Source organism: Stieleria mannarensis (assembly GCF_014154935.1).
In the GTDB taxonomy this organism is placed as follows: domain Bacteria; phylum Planctomycetota; class Planctomycetia; order Pirellulales; family Pirellulaceae; genus Stieleria; species Stieleria mannarensis.
Map to the genome: position 1 here is coordinate 86313 of NZ_JACEHH010000002.1, position 13379 is coordinate 99691.

Sequence of the window (13379 nt, forward strand, 5' to 3'; positions counted from 1 at the left end):
TTGGCGATGGGCAAACTCGTTCAAACCTTGAAACTGGGCTTTAAAAGTCTGATGGTCCAAAAGCTGCGTTCGGCGCTTGCGGCCCTGGGCATCTTCATCGGGACCACCACCGTGATCTGGTTGGTCGCGATGGGCGAAGGAGTCAGCTATGACGCCCAACAACAGATTTTGGAATTGGGCGCCAAGAACATCATCGTGCGCAGCATCGAACCGCGAACGAGCGAGGATGCGGAGCAGCGTGTGAAGACCTACGGCGTCACGCGGGCCGACTATCGACGCATCCTGTCCAACGTGCCCACGATCGAAACGTCCGTGCCGATCCGTGAGTTGCGCCGCGAAATGATGGTCAAGGATCGGCGGATCGATGCCAAATTGATCGGGTGCACGCCGGAACATCTGCCGCTGAATCGGTTGGAAATCGCCCGTGGACGGTGGATCAACGATCGGGACGACCGCGAAAACGTGATCGTCCTGGCCGACGGCACGGCCAAGCGATTGTTCCCACAGGAAGACCCGATCGGCCAGAAAGTTCGCGTCGAAAGCGACGTGTATCGGGTGATCGGGCAAACCAAACCGCGGGAAGCGTCCGCCGCGATCGGCGGTTCGCTCGATGCACGCGAATACAGCAGCGACGCCTACATCCCGTTGAAAACGTTCCAGCATCGGGTCGGTGACCAAATCATGACACGCACCGGTGATGGGTTTAATTTCAAGGGTGAAATTGTCGAGCTGACCCAGATCACGCTGTCGGTGCGCGAGATCAAGGACGTCGATGTCACCGCCGCGATCGTGAAGCATTTGTTGGAGACGTACCACGACAATGAAGACTTTGCGGTCGTGGTACCAAAAGAGTTGCTGCGTCAGGCCGAGCGGACGCGGACGATGTTCAACGTCTTGTTGGTGGTGATCGCAGGGATTTCGCTGTTGGTCGGCGGGATCGGGATCATGAACATCATGCTGGCAACGGTGACCGAACGGACACGCGAAATCGGGATCCGCCGCGCCTTGGGGGCCAGACGCAGTGACATCATTCAGCAATTCTTGACCGAGACGCTGGTGCTGACTGGAAGTGGAGGTCTGTTGGGCGTGCTGTGCGGATTGATGTGTGGCCCGCTCTTCCGCTCGTTGCGATCGTTCGTGTCGGCGGTTTCCCCGGAGATCTTGCCGGAGATCGTTTATACTCTGGAACCTCGGATTGCGTTGTGGTCGGTGCTGTTGTCGCTGTTCATTTCCCTCGGCGTCGGATTGATCTTCGGAGTCTATCCGGCACGCCGTGCAGCCTACATGAGCCCGATCGAAGCCTTGCGTCATGAGTAGCGAGATCGCTGGGATCGGAATTCAACCCCTATGCGGCCCCTCAGAGCGCTCCCGCATCACCGCCACTTCCCCCAGAATCTTACTCCGGTAGTCGACGTTTGAAGATCGCCATCGCGATCGCCGCGCTGATCTTGATCGGTTCGCCGATCGCATCGGCAGCAGCGATGTACGACGTCGAGTCGATCGTCATCAGTGGACCGGTGTTGGCGTTGATCGCCATCGTCCTGGCGATTTTTGCGGGACGACCGGACCTCCGCGCATTGTGGATGATCAGCGGGGCGATGATCGCGATGGCGATCGGTTGTTTTTTGACGATCTTTTTGATGGAGTGGAGTCCGGCCGAAGCACAGATCCCGATCGGCAGAGCGACGATCGTGTTTGCGCTTGCGATCCAGGCGGGGTGGTTGCACCTGTGGAACGTCTGGGTTCGAGGGAAAGTGTTTGACCAGGACTGGCAGGTATAGGAGTCTACACAATTTGCGATGTCTCCCTTCTTTCCCGGCTTTGCGCACAGAGAAGTGCCGGGGATGAGCGGGCCGGCATTGGCCACGATGTTGTACGGATTGTCTTCCGGAGCAGCCCTGGCGACCGTGGTGGGCGTGTTAATCGAAGTTCCTTTGATGCTGGCCCTGGTCAAATTTTGCCTAAAAACGAAAGCCTGGTTCCCGGCCGAATCTCCCGAAGACGCCGAAATGAAAGAACCGAGCGAACCGGAATTGGCTGGACAGCATTGAAGAAACCCTCCTGGTGGGTTCAACAAGCCTTACGACTTGTGTCGACACCAGTTCCCACCATGCGGAAGCCTGCCTCGTTCGCCTATCACGCGAACACGTAGACCAAGGAAAAATAGACGCCTAGTGAGATAAAGATCCAGCCCGTCGTCATCCGCGCCCACCATTCGATCTGTCCAAGCACTTTGTACGTGGCCCCGACGGCATTCGCGCTAAACGCCAAGAGGAACGCGACCAGAATGACGGGCAACCCGGTGCCGACGCCATAAACAAACGGCAACACCAACGATCCTCCTGGTACCGTCGCATCGGGAAGACTCAATCCGATTCGCGTCAGCATGCTCGTGATCGCTCCGGAATCCGAACCGAGCGTGAGCGTCAAGAGGCCGAAGAACCATGCCGCGGACGTCGGACAGAACGACATCGCGAACAACGCACCCAACAAGAGCGCTCCCCAGAGTCCCATCGAGTCGACGCGACGTTGCATCCCTTCGCTGAGCAACCCGCCTCCAAAACTGATCGACACAATCCCTGCCAACAACATTCCGAGCAACAAGAAGATCGGACCAAGAAGTAGGTGCATGTACGTTTGCAACAGCACTGACACCATCGGAATAGACAGACTGGTCCAAGTCAACAACCCCGCCAATGTCACGTACAGCAGGCAGCGTCCGATCGTGTACAGTACACCGGCATGAATTACGCTTTTTGAGTTTTCGACCTTGCTGCCGATGTAGGAAATGGCGGCAATATTGGTCGTCAACGGACAGGGGCTGATCGAGGTCAGCACACCGAGATACAAAGCCGCGATCGCGTAGAGCGAGTACGTCAACATGGTTCCGTTCCTCTGGGGGATTCGATTCAGCAAGACGCGATCAATCCAGATACGCCTGGATGCTGGTGCGGACGTACTCAAGGAATTCGGGTTTGTTTCGAACCTTAACCCAGATGTCCTTCAAATCCTTGTACTCCGTGACACGATCGTCTTCGACGTCGGCAATGATCAGCGCCGGACCCTTTACCTTGTAGGCTTCGGCGAGCTTCGCGTTCTTCGGCTGCTGAAAATCAATGGTGCGAAATTCAACTGACCGGTTTTTCACTTGTTCGGGGAACCCCTTCTTCACCGCCTCTTCGGAATAGCTGCCCATCATCTTGCACGTCGGGCAACGCTCGGTGCGGTGGAAATACATCGCCACCACACGATCGGCCGGCCGATCGGCGGCATGAGCCGGCAATGCAACACTGCTCGCAACGACGGCCGCACCAAAAACAAGAACGCGTAACATGACAAACTCCCTGCGGAATCGAGTATCGGTCGGGCTATTCAGGTAAAGGCAAATCAACGGGCGTGTCGACTTCCGTCGAATCATCCGTTGCAGTGTTTGATCTCAGGACAGATTCTTCATCTGCGACGTCGGGGACATTGACGGCGTCCAGCAAGCCATTGATTTCCTGTTCGATGAATGTCGAAAACGCCGCGCGGTCGCTGACCAGGCCCCAGACCTGATCGAGCCGTTTCCACTCAGCCAGCTCACCGTTTTGAACTCGAGTCAGAACGACAACCGGCATGACAATCTGGAACTGTTCTCTCAGCTGCGAATGGTTGTCGTCTTCATAGTTGAGTGTCTTCCAGCCAACCGTGCCGTCTTTCAATTCGGCAGCGAATTCGGACTGAACGACTTCCAGTGTCTGAGACTCGATCGCGCGACAGGTGGCGCATCGGGTGTTGCTGAAGAAATAGTTGACGACCACGCCATTTTCGGTTTCGACGGCGTTCGAGCCGGTGATCGGCGCTGCGGTCAACACTCCCGCAGAGTTCAACGTCTCCAGTTGGTCGGCAATGCGGGCCAGTTGAGGCTCGATCGAGCGAATCGCCTGGTTGTCGAGCGAACGGGCGATCAGGACAACGATCGTTGCCGAGAAAAACGAAAGCAATGCAATGGATAGTGATGTTTTAAGGTCCACAGTTCCAATCCTTGGTCGGTTTGTGAATGCCTTGCACGTGATCGATTCAGCACAAGGCTCATGCAGGGCGGATTTTTTCCATGACGGCGGAAAGCTTGGCTTGCATGGCTTCCCGCATCACCGGTTCGAACTCCGCCAAGGGTTTGACCGGTATCAGGTCGTTGACCTCGTCGGTCGTCAGGCCAGAAAACCGATCGAATTGGAAAACATGGTTCATCTCCATCATCAGACAGGTTGCGACACGCTACTGCGGAAGTACTTGGATGATTTCGTCGGGCGAAGCGATCTTGCCGACAAACTTGACTTGGCCATCGATCGCCAGCGCCGGCGTGCTCATCACTCCGTATTTGACGATCTCGTTGATGTCTTCGATCTTTTCGACCTCTGCCTCAACGTTGGCCTGCTTGAGCGCCGACTCGGCGTTTTCTTTCAGCGCAAGACACTTTCTGCATCCGGTTCCGAGAATTTGAATCTTGGTCATGATGGTTCCCTTTACGGTTCAAGGAGATTGGTTGAAGAATTTGAAAGCTCGGCAATGGTTTCAATGCCGAGGTTCGATTCAGACGGAAAGAACGATCCATAGGTCATGCCTGCGACCGTCGCCATGACGACAACCAGAGCGACGAAGACGGCTGTTTTTTTGTTTCCGATCACGCCGCGGATCACCAAGATGCTCGGCAGCGACAAGGCTGGCCCCGCAAGCAACAGCGCGAGCGCCGGTCCCGAAGCCATGCCGTTTTGCATCAGGGCTTCCAGGATCGGGACTTCCGTCAGCGTTGCGAAGTAAAACAAACATCCGACGACCGACGCGATCAGATTCGACAACAGACTGTTGTCACCGACGAGCGAGGCGACTTGTTTCTCGGGAATCAAGGCACCCAAGAATCCGACGACAAACACGCCGCCAAAGAGCAGTGGGATCAGCAACTTGGAGAACTCCCAGGTGTTGCCCATCCACTCACGAAAATCCTCGCGGTCCAGCCAGATCAAACTCATCACTGCAACAACGATCCCCATCGCGCCGGCGAGATACCAGCGATGGTGGTGGATTTGTGTGACCCAGGTATCGACGTCTTCGATGCTTGTGATTTCTGATTTCGACAATCGAACCACTTCGGAAGCCTCGTGCCCCAGCACCGCGGATTTGAGCCGAAGGTCATAGGTTTCCAAGGTCTCGTACTGCAGCGTGGCGGCGAACTGCGTGCCATCGGTCAATTGCACCTGCTTGTCGCCCGGGTTGAACCAATCGCTGAAGATCAGAAAGGCGAGCATTGCGGTAAGCATCGAGGCCGATTGCCAGAGCGGACGCTTCGACGCGGGCGGATCGGGCAACGCCATCGTCACCTCGGTCCGCTCCTGTTCGCTTTCACGAAAGAAGACGCCCATCAACAATCCGATGATGACCCCGAAAACAATCGCACCGATCACCCGGGCGACCCCCAGTTCAAAGCCGAGCACACGGGCGGTCAAAAAAATCGCCAAGACATTGATCGCCGGCCCGGCGTACAAAAAACAGGCGGCGGGCCCCAGACCGGCTCCAATTCGATAGATCCCGGCAAACATCGGTAACACGCTGCAGGAACAGACCGCCAGCACCGTCCCGGACACCGAAGCGACCGAGTAGGCTTCGGCTTTGTTCGCCTTCGGTCCCAAGTGTTTCAGCACCGCTTCTTTCGTCAGAAACGTCGTGATGGCGCCTGCGATGAACAGGGCGGGCACGACACATGCCAGCGTGTGGTTGCGGGCGTACCACTGCAACAGCAAGAAGGCCTCAACGATCGCGCCGGTCACCTTTGTCGCCAGCGGGTCGGAGGCTGCGTCAAATTGTGGCGTCGCCAAGGGGACGAAGTAGGCAAACAGGAAGACGCCGAGGAACGCGGCGAAGATTTTCCATTCTCGAGTCATTTTGGACCCCCATCGTATACTTGCTTATTTGCACAAATAAGCAAATGAGGTGCCAAAAAAAATCGCTCTTAAGAGAGCACGTTCCGTTGCTGGTCGACCTGGCACTTCACCACCGACTCGATACAACCGAACAATTGGCTTAAACACTTGACGCGCAGGCGGTAGAAGACCATTTGGCCACGTTTTTCACTTTCCACGATCCCGGCATTCTTCAGCTGCGTCAGGTGACGAGAGACCGTCGAAATATCGGTACCGATCGCTTCGGTCAGGTCGCAAACGCACACCTGATCGTGCTCTGACAGCACATCGACCAATTTCAAGCGCGCGGGATGGGCCAAGGCCTTGAGCACCTTGGCCCGCGTTTCGTACTTGGCTGTTTCGGTCTTGTCCATCGGGTTCCCATCGGGATCCTTGCGTGTCTGGTGCTTTGGCAACCGCAATTCTAAGGCTTGCTCAATAGAATCGGAAATGGATTCGGGAACCAGAAGCGATTGATCACGCTGACCCGTGGGACGGTGGTATCAATTCACTGTCGAATTCACGACGACTTGATTGTCAACCTGGCGGACGCCGGGCTCGAGTCGCATCAGCAATTCGCTCATGCGGCGGTCTTTCTCGTTGGCGACGGTGCCGCTCAGGATAGCGGTTTGTCCGTCCATGGTGACGTTGACGCCAGGAATGCGGCTGCTGTAGGGCAGGCGATCGAGCGTCCGACGTGCGGATTGTTGAACCTGGGCTGCCGGTCGTGGGGGGATGTCGATCGCCGAGCGGAGTCGAACGCGGATGATCGGTTTTTCGCTCGAGGCGCCTTGGCCTCCGAAGGCACCGCCCAGGGCACCAAACAAGCCTCCCAGGCCGCCACCGAAACCACCGCCACCGCCGCCAATCCCGCCGGTCGCACGCCCCGCCGTGCCTGTGCCGGCTTCGGCGGCGAGTCCAAAGCCTTGCGTGGAGGCCGTGCCGACCGAATCACCACGCTCGATGCCTTCAAAGGCACTCATGTCCGGTTCGACGCCTTCGAATTGGGTTCCGCCGGTACCTTCCGCCTCATCTTGGGCCTGTGCGACCCCACTGCCGGCGACAAAAACGCTCGCCAAGACAACGATCGAGAACCAGCGGCAAAAGCGAGTGATTTGATTCAGGGAGACCATGAGCGGACCTTGGACGATAGTGCGGGCAACCAGATTTCAAGATCTGATACGTTAGTTTAACATCCGGCGCCCTGAAACGTTTCGGATTTAGCCGAGCAGGCTTCGGGCGTTTGCAACCAAGATCGAACCCGGAAAATCGAATCAGCCGTCACATCCCGTCCAATCTTCCCAGCGTTTTTCCCCTAATCTACGATGCCGAAACCGATGTTACTCTCTCCTCCAGATCTCGTATTACGCCCCCGGCGTTCCGCCGTCGTGTCGGTGCTGGTGTGCTTGATGATGGCCGCTGGACCGCTGGCGACCGCCGCGGACAGTAAACCGGATGCCGACGCTGCCCCTGGAGCACCGCGTTTGTTACCAAGTGATACACTCGTCTACATCCGTCTGGACAGTGCCGACGACCTGCGGACCCAAATGGACAAGACGTCGATCGGCAAGATGATCGACGACCCCAAAATGAGGCCCTTTGCCGATCAGTTTTATGCGACCGCCCGCGATCTGTTTGACGAAATCAGCGATCGGGTCGGGGTGAACCTGGACGAGTTGTTGGCCATTCCGCACGGCCAAGTCGCCTTTGCGATCCACCCGGTCAAGCCTCAGGATGAAGACGAAAAGCCCGAGATCCAAGCCAGGGAAAACGAAGACCAAACGGAGTTGGAGGCGCGCCGCGAACGCCAAAAGCGGCGCGAGCTGTATTCCTTCGGCGCAACCCTGATCATCGATGCGGACAAGAGCATCCCGCAATTGATGTCGATCGTCGAACGGTTCGAGGAACAGGTCCTCAACGGCGGCTACGTTCGCCGCGTCCGCGAGATCGACTCGACCGAGGTCATCCGTCTGTTGCCCGGACGGTACGGTCAGCAGCCGATCGAGTTCTTTGAACGAGACGGCACGCTGGTGATCGGCGTCGGGAATTCGACCGCGCAAGACGTCCTAAATCATTGGCTGGAAAAGAGCGACGAACCGACGCTGGCCGACAGTGCGAAATTCGGATCGATCATGTCACGTTGCATCGGTGCCGAAGAAACGCGGCCGCAACTGACGTTCTTTGTCGATCCCCACGCCATCGTCGACCGGGTGATCAAACGCAGCGGTTCATTGACGGCCGGATTCATCTGGCCGGTCATCCAGGACTTGGGGGCCAATCGCATCGGCGGGATCGGCGGCAGTTCGTTTTCCGGCGGTGACGTGTTCGAAGGCATCGCACACTACCACATCAAAATCGATCCGCCACGCGACGGCGTGCTGGGCGTGTTGCGACCGGAAACCGGCGACACGACGCCGCCGAACTGGGTTCCCGATTCCGTTGCCGGATACACGTCGATTACTTGGGACTTTGAAAAGGCCTACGAAAACGTCGGCAAGGTGATCGACAAACTGCAACAACGCACCGACGCACTTCAAGAACTCGTTGAAACACCGATCGAAAAACGACTGGGCGTGAAACTGCGAGAAGATTTGCTCGAAAACATCACCGGCCGACTGGTGCGGGTGACTTGGATGGAACAGCCCATTCGATTCAACAGCGGCGTTACCGTGTTGGCGCTCGAAATGAAGGACACGACCAAAACGAAGTCCAGCCTTGCCCAGATCCGCGATCGCATGCCAAACCAGATGAAGGTTGATTCGATCAGCGGGCACGTCGTTTACCGTCTTCGCGGCCCTGGCGAAAACTTTCCCAAGAACATGCGGCGTCCCGAACCGAGTTTCATGGTGCTGGGGAAATGGTTGATCTATGCCGACAGCACCCAGTTCATGGAAAAGGCCGCACTGGCCGAGGCGGGCAACTTGCCACGTCTGGTCCAGTTGCCCGAGTATGATTTGGTGGCCAGTGAATTGGGTGGCAAGCTGGACGGCGAGTCACCGTTCTTGCTGTCGTTCATCGACGGTGCCCAGGGGATCCGCGTGATTTATGATCTGGCCAAGGACGAAAACTCGCGAAATATGATTCGCCGGGCGGGTGAAAACAACATCGTCGCGCGGAAGTTTTCCGAGCTTTTGGATCAAAACGAGTTGCCGCCGTTCTCGGAGTTTGAAAAATACTTCGCCCCGACCGGTTTTTTCGGCTACGACGAGCCCGACGGAATCCACTTCGGATTCTTTACTTTGCGGGCCGAGCCGTTGGATGATTGATCATTGTGGGATAGGCTTCTAGCCTGTCACTCGCGGCGGCTGTCTGGCTAGCTGGACAGCATCATCTCACGTAGCTACGCTCGCCAGAGCGTGGAAACCGCTGGAGATCCACCTTCTGGCGAAGGTCGCTACGTTCGCACTGCGATGCACGACGTTTCTTGTACAAAGTGAAACGGCCCATCTGCATGCCTCTCCCACCGGAGTGAGATGACGGAGAACTCAAACCCGACGACGCTCGCAACGCCGGCGCAATTCTTGCCGGGCATCGGATCGATGCGCGCCGACAAACTGGCCAAGATCGGGCTGCGGACCGCCGGCGACCTGTTGTTCTGTTTCCCACGAAATTATGAATTCCCGGCGCCACCGAGCAAGGTCGACCAACTGCGCGAGGGGCAATCGGCGTCGCTGGTGGGCACGATCGTCGACGCCGAGATTGTTTCTCGAACGCCGGGCAAATCGATTTTCGGCGCCGTCGTGCAGAACGAGTCCGGCGCGGTCCGAATCGTGTTCTTCAACCAGCCCTTTCGCGCCGAACAAATCACCTTTGACCGCCGCGTCATGATCAGCGGCGAACCGAAGCTGAACGGGCTGCGCTGGGAATTTGTGCATCCCAAGGTGACGTTGTTGGAAGAGGATGAGGGGATCGCAAAGCCCAAAATCTTGCCGATCTATCCGCTGACCGAAGGCGTCAAACAAAACGAAATGCGGCGCTATGTCAGCACGGCGATCGACGCGCTGTGCGGGTCGCTGACCGAAGTCTTGCCGAGCGACCTGCGCGACCAAGCGACCCAGGCGTTGCGTGCAGCGGAAATCGATCTGCGGATTCCATTGCCGGACATTCACCATGCGATCCGCAGCATCCATTGGCCGGCCGACGCAAGCGACCTGACCGCGGCGCGAACGCGGTTCGTCTTTCAAGAATTGCTGGTCATGCAACTTGCCCTGGCGATGCGTCGTCGCAAGCTGACGACGGACTTGCGATCCACGCCGCTGCCGACATCGGCGATGTTGGATGCGCGGATCACGAACCGATTTCCGTTCGAATTGACCGGCGACCAGAAGGCGGCGATGCTGGCGATCGGACGCGACATGGGCCGACAATTTCCGATGAACCGGTTGTTGCAAGGCGACGTCGGCAGCGGGAAAACCGTGGTGGCGATCTACGCGATGATGCTGGCCGTCGGCAATTCTCATCAAGCGGTGTTGATGGCACCGACGGAGGTCTTGGCCAGGCAGCATTTCCAAACCCTGTCGCGGATGTTGGCCGACAGCCGCGTCCGAATCGGGCTGCTGTGCGGTTCCCAGGGCGCGGCCGAGCGGCGTGAGACGCTCGAAAAGACGGCCTCGGGGGAAATCGATCTGCTCGTCGGCACGCAATCGCTGCTGTACGGCATCGAGTTCAGAAGTTTGGGGCTGTGCGTGATCGATGAACAACACAAGTTCGGCGTGCGGCAGCGCGTTCAACTCCGCAGCGGCGGCGTGGATCCGCATTACTTGGTGATGAGTGCGACGCCGATTCCGCGTTCGGTTGCGATGACGATGTTCGGCGACGTGGATTTGACGACGCTGCGCGAAAAACCGCCGGGACGTGGCGGCGTGAACACGTACTTGGGCCGCGACCAGTGGCGTCAGCGTTGGTGGACGTTCGTCAAGAAACAACTCGATGAAGGCCGCCAGGCGTTCGTCGTCGCGCCCCGGGTGAGTGCTCAGGTCACTGCGACGCAAGGGGATGCGGAGGAGGCGACGACCGAGGAAGACGTCTCGTCGGTGGAATCGGTCTATCGCGAGCTGTGCAGCGGTGAGCTGGCAGGATACCAGGTCGGGCTGCTTCACGGACGGCTTTCCAGCGACGAAAAACGTGCGGTGATGGAAGCGTTTGCCGACGGAGAGACGGACGTTTTGGTCAGCACGACCGTGATCGAAGTCGGCATCGATGTGCCCAATGCGACTGTGATGACCATCCTGGGCGCCCAGCGTTTCGGGTTGGCCCAGTTGCACCAACTCCGCGGACGGGTCTCCCGCGGCACCCATGCCGGTCACGTGTGTGTGTTTACCGACGGGGAACAATCACCGGAGGAGTTCGAGCGATTGAAAGTGTTCGAAGACACCAGCGACGGATTCGAACTGGCCGAAGCCGATTTCAAAATGCGCGGCCCCGGTGACGTGTTCGGGGCGCGTCAAAGCGGGCTGCCGCCGATGCGGATCGCCGACGTGATGAACGACATCGACGTGCTGCAGGTCGCCCGCGAGATCGCACAGGCGACGATCGACGAAGACCCCGAGTTGTCCGATCCCAAGTGGCAGCCGCTCAAGAAGCAACTGATGCGGCGCTACGGCAAGCGGCTCGACCTAGGCGACGTCGCGTAGGGAAGGGTATCGGCACCAAGTTAAGAATTAACCCTCGCTCGAGAGGTCGTGCGGTTTTCAGAATTAACCCTCCCTGGCAGGGAGGGTCGAGCGTAGCGAGGGGAGGGGCGATTCGTGGTGGTGGTAGAGTGCTTCCGAGCCACAACGAACCCTCCCCGCTCCGAGCGCTCACTCCTCCGCGACCCTCACTTAGGGAGGGTGAAGTCGAAAACGTTTGTTAAATCAGAGGTTAAAAACCGCACGACAGCTGGAAGGGAGGGTGAAGTGTCGGTAGGTCACGCTGCGTGCGACGATCACCCTATGGGGCCGGTACCTCCAACCTGCAAGTTGCAATGTTCACGTTGCAATTTGCAATCGTCCCGCCCTACTTGTTCCACCACCAGGCGTCGCTGCGCGCCGAAGCGATCTTGTTGGTCAGCGAGGTGTCGACTTGCTGGTCATGAACGATCTGGAAGGCGTTGATCGAAACGCCACCGGAGGCCGTCACGACCCAGCCGCTGCGGCCTTTGATGAAGCTGCACTCCGGAGCGATCGTTTGCGGGGCGTCGAATGCCGGCGGCGCGAGGGTTTCTTGGTCGCGAAGCACGGTCAATTCCAATCCCGAGCGGTTTTCCAGTTGTTCTTGAACGATCAAAGTCGATGCAACGGTCAGGTCCATCAGGTTTTGCAGGTCACCGAAGACCGGCATCTCTTTGGCCAGCTGCTCGAACCTTTCGGTCATCGACGTGGCCCATTTCTGAGCCAGCTTGTCTGCCTTTTCGGTGCTCGATGCGGAACCGTCGGCGGCGATCGCGTCTTGTTCGGTCATCGTCTTGATGCCTTGACCGGTCAGCTTCCAAACCGTGCCTTCTTCATTGCGGGTCAGGCTTTCGTACTCGCATTCCATCCACCAACGCGGATTCATGCTGCCGGCGTGAGAGGTGTTGCGTGCCAGTTGCAGGTAGCTGGGCAGGCCTTTGACCGGGGAGTCTTCGATCGCCATCGCCAGCCGTTTCATTTGGTAGTCGGCCGCGACGAGGGTGCAGGCGTAGCGGCTGGTGGCGGGGATGCCGGTCAGCTTGATCATCTGCGGGCCGAACGCTTGTTTCATGCCGGCTTCGAGCGCGGCCGGGTTTTGTCCCGGACGCAGTTTGATTCGGCTGAGGAATGCGTTGAGCCGTTGCCGGCCTTCGGTGGTCGGCTCGATCGAGCAGCTGATGCCTTGGGCTCGAGAGTTTTCGACGTTGCGGAGTGCCACGACCAAGTCTTCCAGTTGCAAGATCGCGGCGCCGGTTTCGGTCCCGACGACGCTGCCGGTTTCGGACAGCGTCCACGGTTCGGCCGGCCCGGCCAGGATCAAGTCGTTGTTTTCGTGATCGACCAGGACATAATCCACACCGGTCAGCCCGGCCAGGTAGCGGATCTCGGCCGGCAGCCGGGCGCCCGACTTGCGGACTTCAATGATCGCGTCTTGGAGTCCGGACAGTGAGACCATTCGCAGTTCTGCGGCGGCGGCCAGGTCACCCGCCGGTGCGGTCACTTCGTTGCGGAGCAGGTTGACGAGTTCCTGGTTTTCTTGAACCGTTGCCGAGCGAACCACGCCGGCCGGATCAATCGAAACACCACCAACGTTATTGCCGCCACCGTTGTTGAATCCCGCCGTCGTCAGCGAGGCGACCGCAACGAGACAGCTCATCGCAATCGCGATCATGAATCGAGCTTGGCTCAGTTTCATCGAAAAGTTACTCCGAATGGAATTGGATTTGAGACGCCGGGGATTCGCAAAGACGCGTCATCGTGCGGCGGAAAAGTCGGTTGGGAGGCGGCCTAG

At 58.2% G+C, this 13379-nt stretch carries 13 protein-coding genes and 1 pseudogene; 5 read left to right on the plus strand and 9 right to left on the minus strand.

Going from position 1 to position 13379, the window contains the following annotated elements; all coding sequences use genetic code 11:
• Positions 1-6 precede the first annotated feature (6 nt).
• The 3 genes and pseudogenes from H1B37_RS01630 to H1B37_RS01640 form a co-directional block, all read left to right on the plus strand.
• Positions 7-1317 carry an ABC transporter permease gene (locus H1B37_RS01630; RefSeq protein ID WP_182864871.1) on the plus strand — a complete coding sequence of 437 codons (1311 nt, stop codon included), beginning with the start codon at positions 7-9 and terminating at the stop codon, positions 1315-1317.
• A 98-nt stretch (positions 1318-1415) separates the two neighbouring features.
• Positions 1416-1781 (plus strand): hypothetical protein, encoded by a 366-nt coding sequence (locus tag H1B37_RS01635; RefSeq protein WP_182864872.1) that lies wholly within the window; start codon positions 1416-1418, stop codon positions 1779-1781.
• A gap of 75 nt (positions 1782-1856) precedes the next feature.
• Positions 1857-2051: pseudogene (locus tag H1B37_RS01640) on the plus strand (ACR3 family arsenite efflux transporter); the annotation flags it as partial.
• A gap of 85 nt (positions 2052-2136) precedes the next feature.
• On the opposite strand, the gene H1B37_RS01645 reads toward H1B37_RS01640, so the two are convergent.
• The 8 genes from H1B37_RS01645 to H1B37_RS01680 all read right to left on the minus strand — a co-directional run bounded on the left by H1B37_RS01645 (position 2137) and on the right by H1B37_RS01680 (position 7069).
• A complete protein-coding gene (locus H1B37_RS01645; RefSeq protein WP_182864873.1) occupies positions 2137-2883 on the minus strand; it encodes an aromatic aminobenezylarsenical efflux permease ArsG family transporter in 747 nt (248 codons plus the stop codon).
• A 40-nt stretch (positions 2884-2923) separates the two neighbouring features.
• Positions 2924-3334, minus strand: a complete 411-nt coding sequence (locus H1B37_RS01650) for a nitrophenyl compound nitroreductase subunit ArsF family protein (RefSeq protein WP_182864874.1) — start codon at positions 3332-3334, stop codon at positions 2924-2926.
• Positions 3335-3368: 34 nt separating this feature from the next.
• Positions 3369-4013: a nitrophenyl compound nitroreductase subunit ArsF family protein gene (locus H1B37_RS01655; RefSeq protein WP_182864875.1), complete on the minus strand. Its 645-nt coding sequence runs from the start codon at positions 4011-4013 to the stop codon at positions 3369-3371.
• A gap of 58 nt (positions 4014-4071) precedes the next feature.
• Positions 4072-4230, minus strand: a complete 159-nt coding sequence (locus H1B37_RS01660; protein ID WP_182864876.1) for a hypothetical protein — start codon at positions 4228-4230, stop codon at positions 4072-4074.
• Between the two features lie 27 nt (positions 4231-4257).
• Complete coding sequence (locus tag H1B37_RS01665; RefSeq protein ID WP_182864877.1) at positions 4258-4494, minus strand: thioredoxin family protein; 237 nt, start codon at positions 4492-4494, stop codon at positions 4258-4260.
• Positions 4495-4505: 11 nt separating this feature from the next.
• Positions 4506-5918 (minus strand): permease, encoded by a 1413-nt coding sequence (locus H1B37_RS01670; protein WP_182864878.1) that lies wholly within the window; start codon positions 5916-5918, stop codon positions 4506-4508.
• A gap of 68 nt (positions 5919-5986) precedes the next feature.
• Positions 5987-6352: an ArsR/SmtB family transcription factor gene (locus H1B37_RS01675; RefSeq protein ID WP_286177310.1), complete on the minus strand. Its 366-nt coding sequence runs from the start codon at positions 6350-6352 to the stop codon at positions 5987-5989.
• Between the two features lie 87 nt (positions 6353-6439).
• Positions 6440-7069: a BON domain-containing protein gene (locus H1B37_RS01680; protein ID WP_182864880.1), complete on the minus strand. Its 630-nt coding sequence runs from the start codon at positions 7067-7069 to the stop codon at positions 6440-6442.
• Positions 7070-7273: 204 nt separating this feature from the next.
• Between H1B37_RS01680 and H1B37_RS01685 the strand changes: the two genes are divergently transcribed.
• Together H1B37_RS01685 and recG are read left to right on the plus strand one after the other, a co-directional pair.
• Positions 7274-9202: a hypothetical protein gene (locus H1B37_RS01685; RefSeq protein ID WP_182864881.1), complete on the plus strand. Its 1929-nt coding sequence runs from the start codon at positions 7274-7276 to the stop codon at positions 9200-9202.
• Between the two features lie 207 nt (positions 9203-9409).
• Complete coding sequence (recG, locus tag H1B37_RS01690) at positions 9410-11569, plus strand: ATP-dependent DNA helicase RecG (RefSeq protein WP_182864882.1); 2160 nt, start codon at positions 9410-9412, stop codon at positions 11567-11569.
• Positions 11570-11933: 364 nt separating this feature from the next.
• Here the strand turns inward: recG and H1B37_RS01695 are convergent, their stop codons facing one another.
• Entirely contained in the window at positions 11934-13283 is a 1350-nt protein-coding gene (locus H1B37_RS01695) for a DUF1598 domain-containing protein (protein WP_182864883.1), read from the minus strand.
• Positions 13284-13379: the final 96 nt, after the last annotated feature.